Source organism: Bradyrhizobium sp. GW821-FHT13H05 (assembly GCF_058804065.1).
On the sequence record NZ_JBXAPO010000013.1, the window covers coordinates 93,046 to 111,512 of the forward strand.

Annotated in this window: 28 protein-coding genes; 16 read left to right on the top strand and 12 right to left on the bottom strand. The window is 65.0% G+C overall.

Annotation, left to right across the window (positions count from 1 at the left end):
• The first annotated feature begins 71 nt into the window (after window positions 1-71).
• The gene (locus AC1RR3_RS29710; protein ID WP_492827333.1) at window positions 72-857 is read left to right on the top strand and encodes an SDR family NAD(P)-dependent oxidoreductase; all 786 of its coding nucleotides are present in this window, start codon (window positions 72-74) and stop codon (window positions 855-857) included.
• Window position 858: 1 nt separating this feature from the next.
• Here AC1RR3_RS29710 and AC1RR3_RS29715 read toward each other — a convergent pair whose 3' ends face one another.
• Entirely contained in the window at window positions 859-1,089 is a 231-nt protein-coding gene (locus AC1RR3_RS29715; protein ID WP_063683845.1) for a DUF6894 family protein, read from the bottom strand.
• Between the two features lie 359 nt (window positions 1,090-1,448).
• Complete coding sequence (locus tag AC1RR3_RS29720; RefSeq protein WP_492827335.1) at window positions 1,449-2,438, bottom strand: hypothetical protein; 990 nt, start codon at window positions 2,436-2,438, stop codon at window positions 1,449-1,451.
• A 357-nt stretch (window positions 2,439-2,795) separates the two neighbouring features.
• Here AC1RR3_RS29720 and AC1RR3_RS29725 point away from each other — a divergent pair, with 357 nt between their 5' ends.
• Both AC1RR3_RS29725 and AC1RR3_RS29730 read left to right on the top strand, forming a co-directional pair.
• Window positions 2,796-3,392 carry a L,D-transpeptidase gene (locus AC1RR3_RS29725; protein ID WP_492827337.1) on the top strand — a complete coding sequence of 199 codons (597 nt, stop codon included), beginning with the start codon at window positions 2,796-2,798 and terminating at the stop codon, window positions 3,390-3,392.
• A 122-nt stretch (window positions 3,393-3,514) separates the two neighbouring features.
• Window positions 3,515-3,715: a hypothetical protein gene (locus tag AC1RR3_RS29730; RefSeq protein ID WP_492827339.1), complete on the top strand. Its 201-nt coding sequence runs from the start codon at window positions 3,515-3,517 to the stop codon at window positions 3,713-3,715.
• 22 nt (window positions 3,716-3,737) lie between these two features.
• Here AC1RR3_RS29730 and AC1RR3_RS29735 read toward each other — a convergent pair whose 3' ends face one another.
• A complete protein-coding gene (locus tag AC1RR3_RS29735; protein WP_492827340.1) occupies window positions 3,738-4,169 on the bottom strand; it encodes a COG4315 family predicted lipoprotein in 432 nt (143 codons plus the stop codon).
• A 170-nt stretch (window positions 4,170-4,339) separates the two neighbouring features.
• Window positions 4,340-4,804 (bottom strand): MarR family winged helix-turn-helix transcriptional regulator, encoded by a 465-nt coding sequence (locus AC1RR3_RS29740; RefSeq protein WP_492827342.1) that lies wholly within the window; start codon window positions 4,802-4,804, stop codon window positions 4,340-4,342.
• 103 nt (window positions 4,805-4,907) lie between these two features.
• On the opposite strand from AC1RR3_RS29740, the gene AC1RR3_RS29745 reads away from it, so the two are divergent.
• The 3 genes from AC1RR3_RS29745 to AC1RR3_RS29755 all read left to right on the top strand — a co-directional run bounded on the left by AC1RR3_RS29745 (window position 4,908) and on the right by AC1RR3_RS29755 (window position 8,416).
• Window positions 4,908-6,830, top strand: a complete 1,923-nt coding sequence (locus AC1RR3_RS29745; protein ID WP_492827344.1) for an FAD-binding monooxygenase — start codon at window positions 4,908-4,910, stop codon at window positions 6,828-6,830.
• Between the two features lie 144 nt (window positions 6,831-6,974).
• Window positions 6,975-7,943: an SH3 domain-containing protein gene (locus tag AC1RR3_RS29750; RefSeq protein WP_492827346.1), complete on the top strand. Its 969-nt coding sequence runs from the start codon at window positions 6,975-6,977 to the stop codon at window positions 7,941-7,943.
• A 245-nt stretch (window positions 7,944-8,188) separates the two neighbouring features.
• Complete coding sequence (locus AC1RR3_RS29755) at window positions 8,189-8,416, top strand: hypothetical protein (RefSeq protein WP_492827348.1); 228 nt, start codon at window positions 8,189-8,191, stop codon at window positions 8,414-8,416.
• 14 nt (window positions 8,417-8,430) lie between these two features.
• On the opposite strand, the gene AC1RR3_RS29760 is transcribed toward AC1RR3_RS29755, so the two are convergent.
• A complete protein-coding gene (locus AC1RR3_RS29760; RefSeq protein WP_492827350.1) occupies window positions 8,431-8,709 on the bottom strand; it encodes a DUF3551 domain-containing protein in 279 nt (92 codons plus the stop codon).
• A 112-nt stretch (window positions 8,710-8,821) separates the two neighbouring features.
• Here AC1RR3_RS29760 and AC1RR3_RS29765 point away from each other — a divergent pair, with 112 nt between their 5' ends.
• Window positions 8,822-9,028, top strand: coding sequence for a hypothetical protein (locus AC1RR3_RS29765; RefSeq protein ID WP_492827352.1), 207 nt, complete (start codon window positions 8,822-8,824; stop codon window positions 9,026-9,028).
• 87 nt (window positions 9,029-9,115) lie between these two features.
• Window positions 9,116-9,481 (top strand): hypothetical protein, encoded by a 366-nt coding sequence (locus AC1RR3_RS29770; protein WP_492827354.1) that lies wholly within the window; start codon window positions 9,116-9,118, stop codon window positions 9,479-9,481.
• A gap of 19 nt (window positions 9,482-9,500) precedes the next feature.
• Here the strand turns inward: AC1RR3_RS29770 and AC1RR3_RS29775 are convergent, their stop codons facing one another.
• Complete coding sequence (locus AC1RR3_RS29775) at window positions 9,501-10,070, bottom strand: TetR/AcrR family transcriptional regulator (protein WP_492827505.1); 570 nt, start codon at window positions 10,068-10,070, stop codon at window positions 9,501-9,503.
• Window positions 10,070-10,414: a DMT family transporter gene (locus AC1RR3_RS29780; protein WP_492827356.1), complete on the bottom strand. Its 345-nt coding sequence runs from the start codon at window positions 10,412-10,414 to the stop codon at window positions 10,070-10,072. Before AC1RR3_RS29780 ends, AC1RR3_RS29775 begins: the two co-directional genes overlap by 1 nt.
• Window positions 10,415-10,657: 243 nt before the next feature.
• Between AC1RR3_RS29780 and AC1RR3_RS29785 the strand changes: the two genes are divergently transcribed.
• Together AC1RR3_RS29785 and pdxY are read left to right on the top strand one after the other, a co-directional pair.
• Window positions 10,658-11,299, top strand: a complete 642-nt coding sequence (locus AC1RR3_RS29785; RefSeq protein WP_492827358.1) for an FMN-binding negative transcriptional regulator — start codon at window positions 10,658-10,660, stop codon at window positions 11,297-11,299.
• 48 nt (window positions 11,300-11,347) lie between these two features.
• A complete protein-coding gene (gene pdxY, locus AC1RR3_RS29790; RefSeq protein ID WP_492827360.1) occupies window positions 11,348-12,166 on the top strand; it encodes a pyridoxal kinase in 819 nt (272 codons plus the stop codon).
• A 4-nt stretch (window positions 12,167-12,170) separates the two neighbouring features.
• Here the strand turns inward: pdxY and AC1RR3_RS29795 are convergent, their stop codons facing one another.
• A complete protein-coding gene (locus tag AC1RR3_RS29795) occupies window positions 12,171-13,454 on the bottom strand; it encodes a hypothetical protein (RefSeq protein WP_492827362.1) in 1,284 nt (427 codons plus the stop codon).
• Between the two features lie 357 nt (window positions 13,455-13,811).
• Between AC1RR3_RS29795 and AC1RR3_RS29800 the strand changes: the two genes are divergently transcribed.
• Window positions 13,812-14,066, top strand: a complete 255-nt coding sequence (locus AC1RR3_RS29800) for a hypothetical protein (RefSeq protein ID WP_492827364.1) — start codon at window positions 13,812-13,814, stop codon at window positions 14,064-14,066.
• Here AC1RR3_RS29800 and AC1RR3_RS29805 read toward each other — a convergent pair.
• Window positions 14,063-14,386: a hypothetical protein gene (locus tag AC1RR3_RS29805; protein ID WP_492827366.1), complete on the bottom strand. Its 324-nt coding sequence runs from the start codon at window positions 14,384-14,386 to the stop codon at window positions 14,063-14,065. The two genes, AC1RR3_RS29800 and AC1RR3_RS29805, sit on opposite strands and share 4 nt — an antisense overlap.
• On the opposite strand from AC1RR3_RS29805, the gene AC1RR3_RS29810 reads away from it, so the two are divergent.
• Window positions 14,385-14,531 (top strand): hypothetical protein, encoded by a 147-nt coding sequence (locus tag AC1RR3_RS29810; protein ID WP_220008240.1) that lies wholly within the window; start codon window positions 14,385-14,387, stop codon window positions 14,529-14,531. The genes AC1RR3_RS29805 and AC1RR3_RS29810 overlap by 2 nt on opposite strands.
• Here the strand turns inward: AC1RR3_RS29810 and AC1RR3_RS29815 are convergent.
• The gene (locus tag AC1RR3_RS29815) at window positions 14,498-15,082 is read right to left on the bottom strand and encodes a bifunctional transcriptional activator/DNA repair enzyme AdaA (RefSeq protein WP_492827369.1); all 585 of its coding nucleotides are present in this window, start codon (window positions 15,080-15,082) and stop codon (window positions 14,498-14,500) included. The genes AC1RR3_RS29810 and AC1RR3_RS29815 overlap by 34 nt on opposite strands.
• Before the next feature lie 129 nt (window positions 15,083-15,211).
• Here AC1RR3_RS29815 and AC1RR3_RS29820 point away from each other — a divergent pair, with 129 nt between their 5' ends.
• From AC1RR3_RS29820 to AC1RR3_RS29830, 3 genes are all read left to right on the top strand, one after another.
• Entirely contained in the window at window positions 15,212-15,628 is a 417-nt protein-coding gene (locus AC1RR3_RS29820; protein ID WP_492827371.1) for a nuclear transport factor 2 family protein, read from the top strand.
• Window positions 15,629-15,715: 87 nt separating this feature from the next.
• On the top strand, window positions 15,716-16,528 hold the full coding sequence (locus AC1RR3_RS29825; protein ID WP_492827372.1) for an EamA family transporter: 813 nt from the start codon (window positions 15,716-15,718) through the stop codon (window positions 16,526-16,528).
• On the top strand, window positions 16,501-16,635 hold the full coding sequence (locus AC1RR3_RS29830) for a hypothetical protein (RefSeq protein WP_492827373.1): 135 nt from the start codon (window positions 16,501-16,503) through the stop codon (window positions 16,633-16,635). Before AC1RR3_RS29825 ends, AC1RR3_RS29830 begins: the two co-directional genes overlap by 28 nt.
• Window positions 16,636-16,658: 23 nt before the next feature.
• Here AC1RR3_RS29830 and AC1RR3_RS29835 read toward each other — a convergent pair whose 3' ends face one another.
• Both AC1RR3_RS29835 and AC1RR3_RS29840 read right to left on the bottom strand, forming a co-directional pair.
• Window positions 16,659-17,009: a zinc ribbon domain-containing protein YjdM gene (locus AC1RR3_RS29835; RefSeq protein ID WP_492827375.1), complete on the bottom strand. Its 351-nt coding sequence runs from the start codon at window positions 17,007-17,009 to the stop codon at window positions 16,659-16,661.
• Window positions 17,010-17,254: 245 nt separating this feature from the next.
• Window positions 17,255-18,088 carry a PhzF family phenazine biosynthesis protein gene (locus AC1RR3_RS29840; protein WP_492827377.1) on the bottom strand — a complete coding sequence of 278 codons (834 nt, stop codon included), beginning with the start codon at window positions 18,086-18,088 and terminating at the stop codon, window positions 17,255-17,257.
• A 79-nt stretch (window positions 18,089-18,167) separates the two neighbouring features.
• Here AC1RR3_RS29840 and AC1RR3_RS29845 point away from each other — a divergent pair, with 79 nt between their 5' ends.
• Complete coding sequence (locus AC1RR3_RS29845; protein WP_492827379.1) at window positions 18,168-18,443, top strand: hypothetical protein; 276 nt, start codon at window positions 18,168-18,170, stop codon at window positions 18,441-18,443.
• Window positions 18,444-18,467: the final 24 nt, after the last annotated feature.

Below are 18,467 nucleotides of genomic sequence, written 5' to 3' on the forward strand. Positions count from 1 at the left end.
GGTGCCGGGCCGCAATTGTCGCGCCTGGTTGCGGTGCACTAAATTGGCGGCTCCCGGACCCGGAGAGCGTCATGAGCCTGTTCAGCACGCCGTTCGATCCCGCACGTGACACGGCGCTCGTCACCGGCGCCGGCAACGGCATCGGCCGCGCCATCGCGTGGGCGCTGGTCGGCGAGGGTGTCCGGACCGTGTTCGCCGATGTGAACGCGGACCGGGTCAGTGCCGCGATCAGCGCGAGCAGCAGGCCTGAACTGGCGGTACCCTGGGTCGGCGATCTCGCGAGCCTCGATGGTTGCGATGAGCTGCTGGCCGCCGCACATGCCGCGCTCGGCGAGGTCTCGCATTTCGTGCATAGCGCCTCACCGCCGCGCCGTGAGGCCGATCATGCGCTCGCGGTCGATCGCAGGACCTGGCGGGAGATGCATGCCGTCAATCTGGATGCCGGCTTTCACCTGGCACGTGAGCTTGCGAAGCGGTTGATCGCGGCGAAGCGACCCGGCTCGTTCCTGCTCCTCACCTCGCTGCACGCGGGCACGCCGCGCAACCTGCCGCATTACTCGACGGCGAAGGCGGGGATGGCGATGCTGGTGAAGGAGCTCGCGAAGACTTTTGGTCGTCACGGCATCCGCGTCAACGCGCTGGTGCCGGGTGCGATCGCAGCGGGCGGGTTCGTTGCGGATGCGTCGCTGTCGCGGCACATTCCGCTCGGGCGTCTCGGTGAGGCCAACGACCTCGCGCCGATGGCGCTCACGGTGCTGTCGAACAAGCTGTCCGGTTACGTCACCGGCGCGGCTTTTGTCGTCGACGGCGGATTGTCGCTGACGAACTGGTTCGAACCGCCGGTGCTGGACGAGTAGCTTAGCGCTGCCAGGCCGGCACGGGATCGAGCGGCGTGCGATAGACCTCGTTCTGATCGCGATCGGTGACGCGCACCGCGCAGCCCTTTTGCTGCAGCTCCGGCTTCACCTGCGACAGCTCGCACGCCAATTGATCGGCGCGATCAGAGGCAACCTCGATGTCTTCGAGGATGATTCCGCCCTGGTTCTTGAACTCTTCACCAACCACAAGATCGAAGGAGTAGTAAGGCATCCGAATTCCCCGGTGTGACGACAGAAGTCTTCAGCACAAGTCTCAACAACACGTATCGGATGGTACCACTGAGTCGATATCTTTCGAATGAACAGGCCGCACAATCTCTGTGCCTATGGCGCAGAAATGATGTGCAGCATGTGAGCCCATTAAGATTTTATTAAACATGTCGGCGCGATCATGAAGCATGGAATTGCAACAGAACCGGGCTCCGGGAACCGGCAGTTGCAAGAGAAGGCCGCCGGCATAAATCCCGACGGCCTTTTCTCTTGATGGAAGACGATCGAAACATCGCTTCCCGTAGTAACCCGGACTCAACGCTTCATGTCGACTCGGACAGCGTGCGCGACGTAGTTGCGCTAGCGCAGCGGCATCGGCGGACGCACGACCGGTCCGTCGTCATCGGCGACGGCTTGCGTCGTAGCCGGCGGCGGCGCTGGCGGTGGGACTGCGGCAGCCTGCGAAGGCGGCGGCGCGAGCGGCGCGGGCTGATAAGCCGGCATGTAGGTCTGCGACACGACCGGTTTCGGCTTGCGAACCGACGGCGGCGGCGTCGGTGCCGGAGCTCGCGGCGGAAGCGCGGACACACGCGCGCGCGGATCAGTGGGCTTCGTTTCAGCGAGCGGCTTCGGTGCGGAAGGCTTCGCCATCTCGCGCGCCATCTGCTCCTGTCCGGCCTTCAGCTCGGCGATGCTGGCCTTGAGCTGTTCGATCTGCTGCGCCATCAAGCCGATATCGCGCGTCATCGACTGCACCGACTGCGTTGCATCGGCGGGCTGCATTGCCGCGGGAGCAGCTGCTGCAACCTGAACTGCGGGTGGTGTTGCAGATTGATCGGCCGTTTGATCCGGTGCGGCGGCCTGCGCTGCGGCGACCGGCGCCGTTTGCGAGGTCGAAGGCAGCAGCGACGTCAATGCCGGCGTCCATTCGGCAAGCATTTGCGTCGCGGTGTCGCCGTGTTTCTCCCAGGCAATGGTGGCGGCCGCACTGCCGCCCGCAAACAGGAACGTGACGAACGCGCCGCGCAGCCACTTGCCCGCGGCGGATTTCTTCTGTCGGCCAGCACCATCGCTGGCCGCGACACGCACGGCGGTGTCGACTGACGGCGCTGCCGCCTGCGGCTCGGCGACAGGACTGAACTTCGGCTCCGGATTGACCTTGGGCTCCGGCGCGAATTTCGGCTCCGGACGTGCGGTGATCTCCGGTGCCAGCGCGGGCGCGACGCTGATGGGGCGCGAGGCCCGCACCATATCAGGCGAAATCTGAACCGCGTCGTGCGGATCGTTGTCCTTGACCGCGTCCTTCACGATCGCATCGACGATTTGACTGCTGTTCAGCGTCGCGAGCATCGCAGCTCCTTTGAAGACCTGGTGTTTCAAGTTCTGGTCGTCCGCATTGGCGCGAGCCGATCTGTGAAGGCGAGCCCATCCCAATTTGATGAGGTTGCCCCGATGACGCACGAGTCCAGCCGGGTTTGACCAAAGCAAGGCGAGGGGATGGAGATGATGCGACGCACTTCCGCCGTTTGTGGTGATGGAACCCAGCCGGCCAAACACGTGCACGTGTTCCGTTCCGCCTTGTTTTCAGCACGATTTGGGCAATATCTGACGCTGCTGGGGGCGCTGCCATTTGCTTATCGGGGGCCGGCGGTGCCAAGATTTCTACTCGCTTTGTTCGTTGTTGCCTCGCTGCCGCTCGGCGGCTGCATGCAAACGACTCTTTCGCCATCGACGGATGCGAGCATGACGCCGCGCGACCGGCAGTTGCTGGCGCACACGCCTTACGCCCAGGCCAACGTGCCCGAGCAATATCTCCGTCACATCGTCGATTATCCGCGCAAGGAGCAGCCGGGCACGATCCTGGTCGACACCGATGCGCGCTACCTCTATTTCGTGCTGCCCGACGGCAAGGCGATCCGCTACGGCGTCGCGGTCGGCGAGGAGGCCATGGCCTTCTCGGGCGTCGCGCGTGTGGGCCGCCTGGCCGAATGGCCGGACTGGGTTCCGACGGCAGAGATCCAGGCACGGCTCGGACCGTATCCGGCGCGTGTTACCGGTGGTCCCGCCAATCCGCTGGGGGCGCGGGGCATCTATCTCTATGCCGGCAACAAGGACACGCTCTACCGCATCCACGGCACCAACCAGCCCGAATATATCGGCCAGGCGATTTCGTCCGGTTGCATCCGGATGCGCAACGAGGACGTGATCGATCTCTACGACCGCGTGAAGCTCAATTCGACCGTCGTGGTGCTCCCGCCCGGACAGAGCGCGCAGGTCGAAGCGGGGAGAAGCTGGCGGGGCTGAGGAGGACGCTCACTCACGCGTGAACGCGCGCGGGAGCTGCGATCCCGCAAGGGTGAACTGGTTCACAGGCGATCTGCTCGCCTTGCGCTATGCCTCGATGGCCGGTTGCCATTGGAGGCATCATGCAAAAATTTCTTGATCAATTGAATGAAAGTGACCGCCGGGTTGTCCGCAAATGGCGGCTGGCCACGCTCGGCTTTTACGGGTCAATCCTGGCCGGAATGGTCTTGTACGTGGCGCTGCATTGGAATGCGGAGGTGAATTACGCCTCGGTTGATTCCAACACGCACGAGAAAGTCGCCGTGAGCAAGCCGCGACACTGATACGGCCGGCGTCGCTCGCGCGTCATTCCTCGGGCCGAGCGATCCGCCACTGCAGGGTCGTGGCATTGCCGTTGGCATCGCCGGGCGTCTTGTCGGCCGGCGATGTGTAGAGCGGGCGGTAGCGGTACGCCCACATCTTGCTGCCGTCGTTGCGGCTGATCACGGTGAAGTCGCCGATGGCCTTGGCATCGGCCGTCGCGGCCAGCGGAACCCAGCTCTCGGTGCACTTGCCGTTGCAGTTCGAGCTCTTGCCGTTGGTGTCGCGCTCGTAAGTGTAGAGCGTCATGCCCTTGGGATCGACCAGCTTGGGACCCTGCTTGGTGATGACCACCTTGGCCGGCGCGGTCGTCGCCTCCGGCTTCGGCGGAGGCGGGGCATCGCCGCCGTGGCCGTTTGCAAGCGCAGGAACGGTCGAGAGCGCGATCGCCGCGGCCGCCATGATGAACCTGAACATCGGAAAACTCCCGAACGGCAAAGTTAATCGCGCGTTAAGCGCCGAATGGGGCGGACGGTAGCAGCCGAAGGTTAGCTCCAGGTTTCGCGGCACTGCGACAAATACTGATAGAAATACGGGGCTCCAGCTTTTTTGACGCGAGCCGGTGTCCCCTCGCTCGAAAACGCTCTCTATGCCTGAACGTCGCGCAGCGGGGCGCGGCTGAGCTCGTTGCCGGCGGCGATGGCCTTGCGCAACAGCCGCATCAGCTCCTCGCCTTCTTTGGCGCTCAGGCCGCGCAGCATGATGCGCTGGGCGGACTCCACCGCCGGCGTGATCTTGCGCAGCGTACGCCGGCCCTCGTCGGTGATCCCGAGCTCGCGGGCGCGGCGGTCGCGGCTCGAGGCGCGGCGCTCGGCAAGCCCCTTCTGCACCAGGCGGTCGATTACGCCGGTGATGGTGGTGCGGTCGTAGGCGATCAGGCCTGCGAGCGTCACCTGGTCGAGCCCCGGATTGGCCTTGATGGTCGCAAGCGCCGCGTATTGCACCGGCGTGAGATCGAAGCCGACATCGCCGACCTCGGCCAGGAACACAGCGACCGCGATCTGCTGGAACCGGCGCGCCAGATGTCCGGGCATGTCGTTGTTGTCTTTCACCGAATTCTCCTGAGGTCACAGGGAGGGGCGCGATTATTGACAAGTATACTGATAGTCAGCATACTGAGCAATATCGAAGAAGACGTTGACGGGAGAGGTGCTCATGCAATTCCATCTCAATGGATTTCAGCCGGGCGATCCTGAAATCGCCGATCCCGCCGAGCGCGTGCAGGCCTCGGGCGCTGTGGGCGCCGTGCCTGACGAGGTCGATGTCCTCGTCGTCGGCTGTGGTCCTGCGGGCCTGACGCTCGCTGCCCAGCTCGCGCAATTCAAGGACATCAAGACCTGCATCGTCGAGCAGAAGCCGGGCCGCCTGCTTGTGGGTCAGGCCGACGGCATCGCCTGCCGCACCGTGGAGATGTTCCACGCCTACGGCTTCAGCGAGCGTGTGCTGAAGGAGGCCTGTTGGGTCAATGAGACGACGTTCTGGAAACCGGACGAGCGGAAGCCCGAGACCATCGTCCGCAGCGGACGGGTACAGGACGTCGAGGACGGGCTGTCGGAATTTCCCCACGTCATCCTCAACCAGGCCCGCATCCATGACGGCTTTCTCGACGTCATGCGCAAGGCGCCGGCCAAGCTCGAGCCGCATTACAGTCGCCGTCTGCTCGACCTTCGGGTCGATCCGGCCGCGGAGCCTGTCGACCACGCCGTGACGGTGCGCCTCGAGCGCACTGATGCCGCGAACGAAGGCAAGGTCGAGACGATCAGGGCGCGCTACGTCGTCGGCTGCGATGGTGCCCGCAGCACGGTGCGCAAATCGATCGGCCGCGAGTTGCATGGCGATTCCGCCAATCACGCCTGGGGCGTGATGGACGTGCTGGCGGTGACCGATTTTCCGGATATCCGCTTCAAGGCGCTGATCCAGTCGGCCAAGGACGGCAGTCTGCTGATCATTCCGCGCGAAGGCGGTTACATGGTGCGCATCTACGTCGAGCTGGCAAAACTCGATGTCGGCGAGCGCGTTGCCAACCGCAACATCACGGCTGATGACGTGATTGCGAAAGCGCAGCGGATCCTGAAGCCGCATACGCTTGACGTGAAGGAGATCGCCTGGTGGTCCGTCTACGAGATCGGCCAGCGCCTGACCGACAAGTTCGACGATGTGCCGGAGGCCGAGGTCGCCTCGCGCCTGCCGCGTATCTTCATCGCCGGCGATGCCTGCCATACCCATAGCCCGAAGGCGGGGCAGGGCATGAACGTCTCGATGCAGGACGCCTTCAACCTCGGCTGGAAGCTCGCGGCCGTGCTGAGGAAGCAATCTGCGCCGAGCTTGCTGCATTCCTATTCGGCTGAGCGCCAGACGGTTGCGAAGGAGCTGATCGACTTCGACCGCGAGTGGGCGGGGATTTTGGCCTCCGCGGCCAAGGCCGGCGGCGCCGATGCCGCCAAGACGCAGGACTATTTTGTCAGGCACGGCCGTTATACCGCCGGGACGGCGACGCATTACAGACCTTCGCTACTCACGGGCGCGACATCGCATCAGCATCTCGCGGAAGGGGTCATGATCGGCACGCGCTTCCATTCCGCGCCGGTCATTCGGCTGGGCGACGCCAAGCCTGTTCATCTCGGCCATGCCGGGCAGGCAGACGGCCGCTTCCGGATCTACGCGTTTTCTCCCGCCGAGAATCCCGCAGCGTCGGGCTCGGCCATTCGTGCCTTGTGCAATTTCCTCGCCGAAGCTCGGCAGTCGCCGGTCAGGCGCTATACCCCAGTGGGCGCCGACATCGACGGCGTGATCGATCTGCGCGCGGTGTTTCAGCAGGATCATCGCGAGCTCGCCATCGAGGCGATGCCGCCGATGTTGCTCCCGAGCAAAGGCCGCTACGGCCTGTACGATTACGAGAAGATGTTCTGTCCGGACCTCAAGAGCGGCCATGACGTCTTCACGATGCGCGGCATCGATCGCAAGGCCGGCTGCATGGTGGTGGTGCGGCCGGACCAGTACGTGGCGGTCGTGTTGCCGCTCGACGATTTTGCCGGGCTGGCGTCGTACTTCGATGCGTTCATGTTACCGGTGAATTGACGCTCGTGCGCGTCGTGCGGATGAACGACGGATGAATATTGAACCGCGCACTGCGCGTGTCTCAATCTTTTGACGAATGCGCCCCTCCTGGGCGGAACGCTCGTTTCGCCCACGCGTTCCGACTCGCAAGAGGAGGACTTCGCCATGAGGCTCAGAACCGCTTTAGTTGCTGCTTTGCTGCTTGCCCCGACCGCTGCGCTGGCCGCGCCGGGCATCGTTACCGTCTCGACCGGGCTGCGTGCCGGGCCGGGGTCGGGCTTTCCCGTGGTCGATCGCATCCCCGAGGGTGCCCGCGTCAACATCCATGGTTGCCTGCGCGGCAATGCCTGGTGCGACGTCAGCTTCTCCGATGATCGCGGCTGGGTGTCGTCGCAATATCTCGAATATCTCTACCGCAATCACTACGTCTATCTCCCCGACTATGTCGACGAGATCGACGTGCCGGTCGCGCCCTTCGTGCTGAGCTCGTATTGGTCGAGCTATTATGAGGGGCGGCCGTGGTATCGGCGGCACGCGTATTGGAATAACTACTGGACCTCGCATCAGCAGGTCGCAACGCGGATGACGATCGATCCGCATGCGGCCCGTATCGGCCGCGCGGCGACGCGCGATGCTGCGATCGCGCTGGGACGCAACGGCGCGAATGCCAGGGGCAATGCCGCAATCTCCGGACGTGATGCCGCAACGGCACGACACGATGCGTCTGTCGCCAGGCGCGACGCTGCGCCTGCTGCCGATCGGACACGCGCCGGGCGGAGCGACCGCGTCGTGAACGAACGGACCAATGCGCAGAGCCGAAATCCTCGCGATGCGCAGGCGCGCATCATGCATGATCATGCGGCGAGCCGCGCTGCTGTGCGCGCACAGCCGATGGCACGTGCGCATGAAGCGCCGCGCGTGTCGGCTGCGCCTGCCGCGCGTCCTGCGATGCCGCATGTGGCGCAACCGAACGTCAGTCACGGCTCGCCGATGAATGCGCACGCGCAGATGCCGGCGCCGCGTGCGGCCGCACCTGCCATGCCGCATGGCGGTGGTGGTGCTCCGCACATCAATGCCGCGCCTCGTGGTGGTGCGCCGGCAGGCGGTCCCGGTGGCGGTCATCCCAAGCACTAGTCTTGAGCACTAGCCTTGAGCACCAGCCTTGCCAATGAAAGCCCGGCCTTCGCGCCGGGCTTTCTGTTTGGGCGCCTCCGGTTCCCGGCGCGTATAATTTAAGAAAGTTCTTCGCGGGCAGATTTCATCGATCGTAAGATGTGTATCCAAAGATGTAAGCATCCACTCGGGGCAGAGGGGCACGGGAGGATGTCATGAGACAGAGCCAGGCGGAGTCGCGCCGCCAAAATGTCGCGAAGCGGTCGATGACCAAAGAGGCCAAACAGCTCTCCGGCCTGATCGCCGGACTGCGTAAGTCGCTTGACGGGATTCACAAGGAGCGGACGAGCACCAAGCTCTCCGGCGCCGAGATGGGTCTGCTCGACGAGCGCCGAAACAATCTGCTGCTCACGATCGCGGCCCTGGACGATCGCCTCTCGGCGGTGCAGGGGTTGATCGATCTCGGCCGCCCGCACGTCATACGCGTGCACTGAGCGGATCGCGGGCGTTAGCGGCTCCGTCGCGGCGGCGATGGGCCCGGGCCCGGCTGGCGATTTTGCATGGCATAGGGGTTGGCGTAGCACTGGGCGGATTGCCCGGACGCGCTCGCCATGCACTGCGCCATCGTCGCAAAACTGCAATCGATGCTGCTGCCGTCGATGGTGTAGACCTCGATGCAGACGGGATAGCGCGGATCATAGGTCTGCGCTGCTGCGGGTAGGCCGCCAAGCAGGTTCGCCCCAAGCAAGCCTGCGACAAGCAGAATCGCCTTCATGATGTCAGGCATTGATCGACCTCCGTCGTTCGGCCGGGGCCAGCACAATGCTGCCTGCGGATGGCACCAAATTGCCACGCTCCCGGCGAATTGCCGCCAAAGCCCGCTGCCACGAGGGAAGCGGGTGCAGGGCAACGCAAGGGGATGCGCATTGGCCTATAAGATGATCGCAGAACGCGATAATGAGAAGTGCAGTTTCGCCCGCGAGAGCCGGCTGCTCATCGTGGCGAAGGCGAGGGTGTGGGCGAGCGAGGGGTGGCAGGTTGTCATCACCGACCAGGACGGCAAGGCCTATACGCCGCCCGAATTCGATCAATTGCTGGCGGCGTGACCGCAGGACGGGAACTCTGGATCTTTGACGCGTTTTCTTTACGCGAACCGGTCATCCACTTCGCTTGAAAACGCTCTGGGGACGGCATTGATATCGCACTTTCGGCCGGGGCGTGGCCTGATCGCGCTCCTGATACTTCTTGCCGCGGCCGCCGGGCTGACGGCAACGGTTGCGACCGCACAAAATCTCGATGCCGGCAAGGCGCCCGACAAGCTGTTTGCCGACGGCTGCGCGACCTGCCATCGCAGCCCGCGCGGCCTTGCCAAGGGACGCATGAGCCTGACGCTGTCCTGGTTTCTGACGGATCACTACGCGGCCAGTTCCGACTCCGCCAAGGCGCTCGCTGCATATCTGCAGTCCGTCGATGGACCGCCGCCGCGGACCGCGGCCAAGCCCGACGCAAAATCATCGAAATCGGCGCGGCGTCAGCCAAAGCCGGTGCAGAGCCACTAGCAGCAGGTCAGATTCCCGGCTAGGCGCGCCGATAGGTCTGCGCGATCAGCCGGTCGTGCGCGGCGCGCAGCTCGGCATTCATGCGCGTCTGTCCTGTCGTGACATAGGACAGCCAGGCGCCGTCGGCGGCGAGGCGCACGACGTAGAGTTCGGGCGCCGCATCGGTTGCACGGTGGCGCTTGAGGCGCGCCTTCATCCAGTCGTTCCAGAGCCGGCGCAGGGACGGATCGGTGACGACGACCATGCTCAGCGCCGCCCAGGGCGTGGCGAAGCCGAAGGCTTTGCCGGTGAACACCGCATTGACATAGGCGCGCGTAAAGCTGCCGCGTGGCTTGGGATCGGCCTCAACCGCGGCGTCGATCTCGGCGTCGACGCGGGCAAGCAGATCGGCGAACAGGCCCTCGATCAGCGCCTGCTTGCTTCCGAAATGATGAAACAGCCCGCCCTTGGTGACGCCGGCCGCCGCTGCGACTGCCTGTACCGTGACGCCCGCGACGCCATGGTCCATGGCGATGGCGGCTGCGTGGTCGAGCAAAGCGCGCCGGACCTGCTCGGGCTGCTTGGCGCGGGTATAGGCGCTCGGCGGCATCAATGTGCCGTCGTCTGCGAGAACAGGTTGATGATCACCACCCCTGAGATGATCAGCCCGATCCCGACGAGGGCCGCCGCATCCAGCATCTGGCGGAACAGCACGAAGGAGACGGTTGCGGTCAGGATGATGCCGACCCCGCCCCAGATCGCGTAGGCGACGCTCAGGGGGATGACCCGGATCGCGATCGACAGGGCATAGAACGAGGCGACGTAGAACAGCACCATGGCCAGCGTCGGCCATGGCCGCGTGAACTGCGCGGATTGCTGGAGGAAGGCGGACGCGGTGACCTCGAAGACAATGGCGAGGGCAAGCGCTGCATAGGCATTGAAGGCGGACGTCATGACGGGCTCAAGTGTGGTACGCGAAAGATACCGCGCGGTAGGTATGTTTAGCACGCGCAACATGGCTTTTTCCCGAAGCAGGTATCACGTCTGAGTGACGAGCCTGCGACACTGGAACGCAGCGAGCTTGCGCGACGGCAAGATCATTCCTGATATCCCCATTTGCGGGCGAATATCGTTTCGGGTTTCGCTCGATGATGAGTTAGCCTCGCATTGTCCTTTGTCCAAATCGAGCAGCGCGCCATGCATGTTCTTCGTCCCCAGTTCCGTATCGAGGAGCAGCGTGCGCTGGAATTCGCGAGTAAGCGCGGCTTCGGCATGATCGTGGCGGCGGATGAGCGCGGCCCGCGCGCCTCGCATGTGCCCTTCGTGCTGGAGCAGCGCGACGGGCGCGCGATCGTTCAGATCCATCTCACCGCCAAGAATCCGCTCGTCCCGCTCGCGGATGGCGCGCGACGCTTCCTGCTGATCGTTGCCGGCGACGATGCCTATATCTCCAACGACTGGTATTCTTCGCGCGACAATGTCTCGACCTGGCTCTATGAGGCCGTGCACCTGTCGGGCGTGGCGCATTTGCGCGGACTGGACGAGAACCGCGGCCATGGCGATGCGCTGCTCGCGGTCGCCGAGGCGCGGTTGCCGAAGGCGCCCTGGGACCTCGCGCAGATGGAGCCGGACAAGCGCGAGACCATGTTGGCGGCGATCCGCGTCATCGATCTCGTGGTTGATAGCGTCGAGGGGCAGGCCAAGCTCAACCAGCACAAGAGCGATGCGGACCATGTCGCGGTCGCGGCCCGGCTGGCTCGCTCGAAGGAGAGCGGGCACCGGCGGCTGGCGCGGAAGCTGCAGGCTCTGCGGCCGGGGCTTGGGTACGACGTTTCGTGATCCCGGCCACGCTTGCCTTGCTGCGCATTTGATCCTACGGACCTCCACATGCTCGTCATCTCCATTCAAAGCCAGGTGGTCCACGGCCATGTCGGCAACAGCGCGGCCGCCTATGCCGTTCAGGCGGAGGGCGTCGACGTTGCGGCGGTGCCGACCACGCTGCTGTCGAACCATCCGCGCTATCCGACCTTGCGCGGACGCGTGCTGGAGACCGAGCTCGTGGCCGACCTCCTCAAAGGCGTCGAGGAGCGCGATCTCGTCGACGAGGCCGCGGTGCTGGTCACTGGCTATCTCGGTTCGCCAGGGAATGCCGCCGTCGTCGCTGATTTCGTCGAGCGGGCGCTAACGCGGAATTCGAAACTCGTCTATCTCTGCGATCCCGTGATCGGCGACGATGGCCGCGTCTATGTCGCCGATGGTATCCTGGACGTGGTGCGGCATCGGCTGCTGCCGGCCGCGAACCTGACGACGCCGAACCAGTTCGAGCTCGAGCTGCTCTCCGGCGTCACGATCGCGGACACGCAGGGCCTGCGCGCGGCGTGCACGGCGCTGGCGGGGACCGGCCGCATCGACGTCGTCGCCACGGGCTGCACGCTCGTCGATACGCCGGACGGGCAGGTGGAGACGATCCTCTGCGCTGACGGGGAATTGTCGCGGTTTGCGACGCCACGCCTGCCGATCCGCCCTTACGGCACCGGCGATCTCCTCACCGGTCTGATCGCGGCGCATCTGGCCAAGGGTAAGGCGATGGAGGCGGCGGTGCGGCTCGCAGTCGAAACCATCTTTGCCGTGCTGGTGCGCACGCAGGAAGCAGGGACAGCCGAGATGCGCCTAGTGCCGCTGCCGACGCCGGGACGGAAGCTGTAACGGTTCAGGTCGCGCGCTTGGCGGCCGATTGCGCCGACTTCTGCGGCTTGGCCAAGACCTTCTGCTCACGGGCCGCCTGTGCCTTCGGCGGCTTGGCGCTGGCCACGGCCCGGGCCTTCTTCGGCTTGACGTTGGCGGCCTCCCTGGTCGCAACGCCACGCTTCGAGATGTATTCCTGTCCATCGATGGGACCGACATGCGGGGGATCGCGGCCGAGATAGGGCCGGCCGATGCCGAGCGCCTTGCCGTTGGCATCGACCCATTTCCACAGCACTTCGGTCGAGACCCAGCGCTGCGCGCGGTTGTTGCCGGCGGTCGAGACGATGTCGGCCGCCATGCCGTGGCCATAACCGCCGCGCGTACTGCCGCCGTGATAGGAGCGGTCGGAAGCGGCCTTCAGGCCGCTCGCGATCGATTGGCGATAATCGTCGCGGAACGCGCTGGTGATGCCCGGCGAGAGGCCGGCGGCTTCCGCCGCGAGCAGCGTGCGAAACAGTTTTTGCTTGAAGCTCTTGTCCATGCCGCCGATGACGTAATCCATCATCGACATCTTGGCGTGCTCGGCCGCCTTCGGATCCTTCCAGCCAAAATCCTCGTCGACGAGCTTTGTGAAGCTGCGCATCACCGTGACCATCTTGCCTTTGCGCTTGACGGTGACAGCGCGGCGCTCCTCGACCTTGATCGAGTCCTCCTTGGGCGTGCGCTGGTACAGCGCCCAGAGATAGCGGTCGATGCAGGCGTCCATCACGAAACACTCGTCGAGCACGGCAACGGTGTCTGCAGACGGTGACGCTTTGCTCTCGGCAGGCGCCGGCCCGGTCGCGAGGGCCGCGGGTGACAGCGCTTCCGATGGCACGACATCGCCGGGATCGGCGGAGGCGAGCTTGACCATCGGCTCCTGCGCGGGGGCCGGTGTTGCCTCGCTGACGACGGGCTCGGGTTCAGGCAAAATCTGCGGCGCGGGCGGTTCGCTCGGCAGGATCAGCGCCGCATCGGCCGAGGCGAGCTTGATGGCGGGGGCGTCGGGCATTGCAGCCGCAACCGGTGCCGCAGCGACACTGGCCGCAATGTCCGCGGTCAAAGCAACGCCGTCCTCAAGGGTCGCAGCGCGCGGGATGTCGGCGAGCTCGAGCCGGCTGAGATCTTTCGCGCGCGAGACGGCAGCCGCATTGGCGCCGCTGTTTTCGATCAGGGCAGGGGCGTAGGCGGACAGAGAGAGCGCCAGCCAGCCGGCCATGACGGCCGAGGGGCACGAGACTGCCACCAGAAGAGACCGCCGATCGTTCATGATCCCTGCCTCCAAACGGTTTTGCTCAAACCGGTCTTGTCGAACAGTGTTGCACAGTCAGGCACGCGGTACGTCAATTGTTCGGAGGACGGTGTGGCGGCGCAATGGCGCAAATCGGCAGAAGCGGGCTTTTCGGGCAGGTGTTGCGCAGATGCAACGCAGGTTCCATTGCGGCTCCCGGGAGAATATCGGCAGTCCGGCACGCTAGGCGGATCCCGCTCAGCGTCCTGCCCAACATCTTGGGCGCGTTAAACATATCGCCATGCGCAGGGTGAGATATTGCAATGCAACAACGCATGTCGCATCGCAGCAAATCAGGCTTACATGGGCTTCGAACCTTCCTTTGGAGCATCACCAATGAACAAGAAGACTTTGTCGATCGCAGCCGCCGCCCTCGTCATCGCGGGCTCGACTGCCACCTTCGCCGCCGAGCTGCCGGCCTATGAGGCCCATGGCATTCCGGTTTCGCCCGTGCAGGTCCGCGTGCTCGGTGCCACCGCTGTCGAGCAGCAGGTAACGGCGCCGGCCACCAGCGTGACGGCGCTCCAGGCCAGCGTCCTGACGCCGCGCAAGCTGAAGACCGCGACGGCGACCACGGGCTCGGCCCGCTAGACCAGGCTTCCGGCGACAAGCAGTCCCGGCGTATCGTGCCTACCGCAAGATTCGGGTTTTAAGAAGAGCTCGTATCGCATTGAAGCCGCGTTCCCCACGGGGAGCGCGGCTTTTTTTGTTCCGACGAGAAATTGTGCATTTTCGTCGTCTGTGCGCGGATCGAGAAGCGGGCGCTGAAAAAGAATCGCGCAATCCCTTTCTTGTGTACAGCCGTTCAAGACGAGTGTGATCTTCTTAATAGTTGTTTTGCGGATCGCAGCGCCTGATGCGCGCGCCGCATATTGAGCGGCCAATTCTGGAATCAATACTGGAGCCGTCATGCCTGTTGCGCAAAAAGCCGTTGTTGCCAGCACCTCGCCGCGTGAGTTCATCGTCAGGCATCTTGCGCTGTTCGCGGCCGCCGCCTTGTTCGTGTTCGTGCTGAGCCTCACTTACGGCCTCGATCTCAGCCCCGGGTTCTTCTGAGTGTTGCGCAAGCTTGACGGCGAACGGCCGTAGAGTTCGGCGAACGCGGCGTTGAAGCGGCGCAGGCTGCCGAAACCGGCCTGGAACGCGATTTCCGTCATGGTGTGGCCGCTGGCATCGAGCAGGCGCTTGGCGCGTTGCACGCGCAGCGTCTTCGCAAGCTGCTGCGGCGTGGCGCCGACGTGGCGCTCGAACAAGCGTGCGAGATGACGCGAGGAGATGCCGAGCCGCGTCGCAAGCGTCACCACCGAACATTTGTCGAGCGCGCCGTCGTTGATCAGCTTCACCGCGCGCGCCACGGTCGAGCGCGTGCCGTTCCAGGCCGGGCAGAATGGTGCAGTCTCGGGACGGCAGCGCAGGCAGGGCCGGAAGCCCGCGGCCTCGGCGGCCGCCGCCGTCGGATAATAGGAGACGTTGCGCGTCAGCGGATGCTTGGCCGGACAGACCGGGCGGCAATAGATGCCCGTGGTCTTCACCGCCGTGAAGAAGCGGCCGTCATAGCGGGGATCGCGGCGCAGCCGCGCGGCGTTGCAGGTCTCGAAGCTCAGCATGGCCGGATCATAGCCCATGACGGTGCAGGCGGAAGTGCCGCCGGATGACCGAGTCCGATTGTGGCGAGCCGCAACGCGCATCGCGGCCTAGAACGCGGCTCACATCTCAATGCAGCCGGGGAGCCCGCCGTGACCAGCCCGAAAGACATCGTCCTCAACGCCTGGAAAACATTCTCCTCGCGCGACGCCGAGCGGATCGCCGCGCTGTTCACCGAGGATGCCGAATGGATCGCGCCGAAGGGCAACGCCACCGCGATCGCGCTCGACCACACCGACCACATGGTCGGCGCAGGGCAGATCGCGCGCTTCATCGCGCAAGAGATGCACAAGCTGTTTTCGGAGATCGATATCGCCTTTCGCAGCGTTCATGCCGATGGCGATGTCGTCATCGTGGAAGAGCGGATGCGCGCGACGCTCCCCGGCGGCAAGCCGTACGAGAACGACTATTGCTTCGTGTTCACGGTGGCGGGGAATCGCATCCGCGAGGTCAGGGAATACATGGATACGCGCAAGGGATGGCGGATGGTGTTCGGGGAGGGGACGTGACGGTGCGAGCGCGCGCGGCCGCTTTGCCTGCCAGCCCTGCAGCCGCGTGGGTTGAGCCGGCTCGCGCGCTGACATAAGGCTTGATCCATGGATCAGCGGACGAGCGGCGCTGACGCTCTCATTCACAAGAACGATGCGGCTCCGGCGCTTCTCGGCGTCGTCTGCGGCCTGTCGGCGGCGCTGTTCTGGGCGCTGGGCTTTGCCGGCACGCGGCATGGGCTGAAGGTCGGCTTCACGCCGGTCGATCTGCTCGTGCACCGCTATGTCTGGTCGGGCATCGCGTTCCTGCCGCTGGTTCTGCGCGCCGGAATCGGCGATCTCTGCGGCATCGGCTGGGGCAGGGGCCTTGTGCTGATGGTGCTCGGCGGCCCCGTGATGTCGCTGATCTCCTATACCGGCTTCCTGTTCGTGCCGCTCGGCCATGGCAGCGTGATCCAGCCGTCGTCCGCAACGCTCGGCGGTCTGCTGCTCGCGGCGATGTTCCTGAAGGAGAAGATCTCCGCCTCGCGGCTTGCCGGCGCGATCGTCATCGTCGGCGGCCTGTGTGTGATCGGCGCGGAATCGATCGGCCATATCGGCGCCGACGGCGTGCAGGGCGATCTGATCTTCGTGCTCACCGGTTTCATGTTTGCCGGCTTCGGCGCGCTGCTGCGGCACTGGCGCGTCTCGCCGGTGTCGGCCGCGCTCGTCATCAACGTGCTGTCGCTGCTGCTGCTGCCGGCCTATCTGTTGAGCGGCGGCCTCGCCCGCATCGCGGCGATCGGCGTCGGCGAAAACGCCATCCAGGCGCTGGCGCAGGGCGTGCTCGCCGGTCCCGCCGCGCTGTATCTCTTTGCCGTGTCCGTGCAGCGCCTCGGCGTCGCCGTGCTGCGGTGTTTCCGGCCTGCGTGCCGGCGCTGACGCTGCTCACCGGCTGGCTGCTGCTCGGTGAGGCGCCGACGATGTTGCAGACGGCCGGCCTCGTGACGGTGCTGTGCGGGTTTTATCTGGCGCAGCGGCAGCGGTGAGCCCATCCGGGCTGCGCCGCCCGCTACGCCTTCTTCACGAACTCCGATTTCAAGTTCATCGCGCCGATGCCGTCGATCTTGCAGGCGATGTTGTGGCCGTCGGTGGCGTCCTGCAGGCGGATGTTGCGGACCTTGGTGCCGCCCTTGACCACCGAGGAGGAGCCCTTGACCTTGAGGTCCTTCATCACGATGACGCTGTCGCCATCGGTCAGCACATTGCCATGGGCATCGCGCACGCCCGCCTCCTGCGGCGCATCCGCCACGGCGCCCGTCGCAGCGCTCCATTCATGGGCGCATTCCGGGCAGATCCAGAGATCGCGGTCCTGATAGGCATGCTCCGAACTGCAGTTGGGGCATCTGGTGGCGTCGGTCATGGCAGGTCTCGTCTCTCGCAGCTGGCATCGCGCGGCGCACCGTAGGGGCGGAGCGGGGGAATGCAAGGGAAAGTCCGCCTCGCACGGGCCCACCGGGAAGCCCTCCGACAAATTGTTCGAAAACAACCCCATGCACAGTAGAAATCGCGAGCGATTTCAATGATTCGGTAATACAGAAATTGGATTTGACCCGTCGGGCAAAACAGGGGTAATATGGCACGGTCGGCAGGTGCGGCGGCGAAGGGCTAGTCCATGAACCGCGCCGTGCCCGAGACCCGGATCGAGCTGCCTTTGGCCGCGCCGATCTCCGCACGGATCAGCGACCGCGCGCCCATGTCCTCGCCCTGCACGATGTCGATGGCGCCGCCATGCGGCCAGCCGATGTCGCGCAGATAGCCGGCGAACGCGGCGGCGGCCGCACCCGTCGCGGGATCCTCGACCACACCGCCGGCGGCAAAGGCATTGCGGACATGAAACAGCTGCGCGCTCTCCACGGTCACAAGCGCGACCGTGACCAGCCCCGCTTTCTCCATCAGGGCGCGGCCGCGCGCGAAGTCATAGTCCATGCGCGCCAGCGCCGCGCGTGATGTCAGCGCAAGCACGGCATGATCGGCCCCGCCGTGAATTTTCGCCGGCGGGATTTTCGCGTCGAGATCGGAGGCGGCGTAGCCGAACAGGTTCAAGAGCTCATCCCGCAGCCCTGGCTCGAGCGGCGCACTGCGCGTCGGCGGCGATTGCAGCGCGGCTGCAATCGTATTGCCAACGCTGTGGCCCGACACGGAAATGACGGCATCGTTCAGGTGCAGCGCGAAGCTGCGGTCGCCGTGGCGGTGCGCCAGCGCCGCGCCGAGGGCGATGGTGGCGTGGCCGCAGAACGGCACCTCCATCGCCGGCGAGAAGTAGCGGACGCGCCAGGCGTCGCCGCCGGGCGCCGCGAAGGCTGTCTCGGAGAAGCCGACCTCCGCCGCGATCGCCTGCATCCGCGAAGCATCCGGCAGGGCCTCGCCGATCCAGACGCCGGCGGGATTGCCGCCTCGGTTTCCATCGGAGAAGGCTGCGATGCGAAGCACTGTCGTCATGAATTTGATCCTGATGGTCAGCGAATTGACTTGCCTTGTTTTGAGTCCTTTTGCACTCTCTTGGCAAGGAGACCAACGCATGAAGATCATGACTGTCGCGTGCGCTCTCGGAGCGGCTCTGGTGCTGTTGAACCTGGGAACGTCTGGTGCTGAAGCCCGGGCGCGGAAGGTCCGTGTGGTTGCTGAGCCACGGCTGAGGGTGGACGTTCCGGTGCTCAGGCCAACGCCGTGGGACTACAATATTGTTCCACGCTATCGTTATCGCCCCGAGGACGACCGGGTCGATCCCTACGGCCCGCCGCTGGTGCCGTCGTATGTCCGCTATGAGGGATGGCGGTGGCCGTATTGGTGGTGATCGGCCACCGGCGGATGCGGAATT

Excerpts from the sequence above, each read along its gene's own strand:
- AC1RR3_RS29785 (WP_492827358.1), top strand. The coding sequence starts at position 10,658 with ATGCATGTTCTTCGTCCCCAGTTCCGTATCGAGGAGCAGCGTGCGCTG.
- AC1RR3_RS29715 (WP_063683845.1), bottom strand. The coding sequence starts at position 1,089 with ATGCCTTACTACTCCTTCGATCTTGTGGTTGGTGAAGAGTTCAAGAAC.
- AC1RR3_RS29760 (WP_492827350.1), bottom strand. The coding sequence starts at position 8,709 with ATGCCTGACATCATGAAGGCGATTCTGCTTGTCGCAGGCTTGCTTGGG.
- AC1RR3_RS29745 (WP_492827344.1), top strand. The coding sequence starts at position 4,908 with ATGCAATTCCATCTCAATGGATTTCAGCCGGGCGATCCTGAAATCGCC.
- AC1RR3_RS29730 (WP_492827339.1), top strand. The coding sequence starts at position 3,515 with ATGCAAAAATTTCTTGATCAATTGAATGAAAGTGACCGCCGGGTTGTC.
- AC1RR3_RS29840 (WP_492827377.1), bottom strand. The coding sequence starts at position 18,088 with ATGACGACAGTGCTTCGCATCGCAGCCTTCTCCGATGGAAACCGAGGC.
- AC1RR3_RS29805 (WP_492827366.1), bottom strand. The coding sequence starts at position 14,386 with ATGACGGCTCCAGTATTGATTCCAGAATTGGCCGCTCAATATGCGGCG.
- AC1RR3_RS29815 (WP_492827369.1), bottom strand. The coding sequence starts at position 15,082 with ATGCTGAGCTTCGAGACCTGCAACGCCGCGCGGCTGCGCCGCGATCCC.
- AC1RR3_RS29810 (WP_220008240.1), top strand. The coding sequence starts at position 14,385 with ATGCCTGTTGCGCAAAAAGCCGTTGTTGCCAGCACCTCGCCGCGTGAG.
- pdxY (WP_492827360.1), top strand. The coding sequence starts at position 11,348 with ATGCTCGTCATCTCCATTCAAAGCCAGGTGGTCCACGGCCATGTCGGC.
- AC1RR3_RS29720 (WP_492827335.1), bottom strand. The coding sequence starts at position 2,438 with ATGCTCGCGACGCTGAACAGCAGTCAAATCGTCGATGCGATCGTGAAG.
- AC1RR3_RS29775 (WP_492827505.1), bottom strand. The coding sequence starts at position 10,070 with ATGCCGCCGAGCGCCTATACCCGCGCCAAGCAGCCCGAGCAGGTCCGG.
- AC1RR3_RS29800 (WP_492827364.1), top strand. The coding sequence starts at position 13,812 with ATGAACAAGAAGACTTTGTCGATCGCAGCCGCCGCCCTCGTCATCGCG.
- AC1RR3_RS29750 (WP_492827346.1), top strand. The coding sequence starts at position 6,975 with ATGAGGCTCAGAACCGCTTTAGTTGCTGCTTTGCTGCTTGCCCCGACC.
- AC1RR3_RS29835 (WP_492827375.1), bottom strand. The coding sequence starts at position 17,009 with ATGACCGACGCCACCAGATGCCCCAACTGCAGTTCGGAGCATGCCTAT.
- AC1RR3_RS29845 (WP_492827379.1), top strand. The coding sequence starts at position 18,168 with ATGAAGATCATGACTGTCGCGTGCGCTCTCGGAGCGGCTCTGGTGCTG.
- AC1RR3_RS29755 (WP_492827348.1), top strand. The coding sequence starts at position 8,189 with ATGACCAAAGAGGCCAAACAGCTCTCCGGCCTGATCGCCGGACTGCGT.
- AC1RR3_RS29710 (WP_492827333.1), top strand. The coding sequence starts at position 72 with ATGAGCCTGTTCAGCACGCCGTTCGATCCCGCACGTGACACGGCGCTC.
- AC1RR3_RS29780 (WP_492827356.1), bottom strand. The coding sequence starts at position 10,414 with ATGACGTCCGCCTTCAATGCCTATGCAGCGCTTGCCCTCGCCATTGTC.
- AC1RR3_RS29825 (WP_492827372.1), top strand. The coding sequence starts at position 15,716 with ATGGATCAGCGGACGAGCGGCGCTGACGCTCTCATTCACAAGAACGAT.
- AC1RR3_RS29725 (WP_492827337.1), top strand. The coding sequence starts at position 2,796 with ATGCAAACGACTCTTTCGCCATCGACGGATGCGAGCATGACGCCGCGC.
- AC1RR3_RS29795 (WP_492827362.1), bottom strand. The coding sequence starts at position 13,454 with ATGAACGATCGGCGGTCTCTTCTGGTGGCAGTCTCGTGCCCCTCGGCC.
- AC1RR3_RS29735 (WP_492827340.1), bottom strand. The coding sequence starts at position 4,169 with ATGTTCAGGTTCATCATGGCGGCCGCGGCGATCGCGCTCTCGACCGTT.